Genomic DNA, 826 nt, shown 5'->3' with positions numbered 1-826 from the left:
GGGCGTGTGGCGCGGCAACCTGAACATGCTGCTGGCCATGCTGGTGTCCGGGCTGTGGCACGGGGCGAGCCTGAACTTCATTATCTGGGGTGCGCTGCACGGCGTGGGCTTGGCGCTGTACAAGGCCTCGACCTACGTGCTGCCACAGCCGATGCGCTGGCCGGGTGCCGACGTGCTGGCGCGCCTGCTGACGTTCCATTACGTCGCATTTGCCTGGATCTTCTTTCGCAGTGCGAGCCTGGACGATGCGCTGGACATGCTCGCCGGCATTGCCAGCCTGAGCCTGCACGGGCTGGCCAGCCACACCGGCGCGATGCTGCTGGGTTGCGTGCTGTACATCGCGATCTACCCGCAACTGCTGGCGTTGATGCGCCAGGGTTTTGCTGCCAGCAGCCGGCTGCCGTGGCAGCTGTATCCGATCCCGCTGGGGCTGTTCGTTTCCTTGGTCATCTTTGCATCGCAATCAGGCGTACCGGGTTTTATCTATGCGAGCTTCTAGTTCCGGCGAGTTGTTCACCGTGCAGAAAGGCGCCGCCAAGGTGCTGTACGCGATCCTGGTCACCACGCTGCTGCTGTTCTGGTTGAACCAGAATTCCATCAGCCTGTACTGCCAGCAGAAGTACCACCAGAGCTGCGAGTTGCCGCTGATCGGGCAGAGCCCGGCGTGGCGCCTGGGCGGCAACCTGACCCAGGCCCTCGGCGACGCGCGCAGCACCTTCATCGACAGCCTCGAGCGTCAGACCCTGCTGGCCCAGGCCGATGCCGTGCCCACGGTGGAGCTGCCGCCCAACCTGCCGGTGGTCACGGTGGACGTGGCGCACCCGCT

The 826-nt window shown here is 65.0% G+C and carries 2 pseudogenes; both read left to right on the top strand.

The features are described from left to right. Positions 1-499: pseudogene (locus G3436_RS25955) on the top strand (MBOAT family O-acyltransferase); the annotation flags it as partial. Next, positions 486-826: pseudogene (locus G3436_RS25950) on the top strand (SGNH/GDSL hydrolase family protein); the annotation flags it as partial. The pseudogenes G3436_RS25955 and G3436_RS25950, both read left to right, overlap by 14 nt.

Origin of the sequence: Pseudomonas brassicae, from assembly GCF_010671725.1 — a bacterium.
In the GTDB taxonomy this organism is placed as follows: Bacteria; Pseudomonadota; Gammaproteobacteria; order Pseudomonadales; family Pseudomonadaceae; genus Aquipseudomonas; species Aquipseudomonas brassicae.
This window is presented reverse-complemented; position numbering and strand designations above follow the sequence as displayed.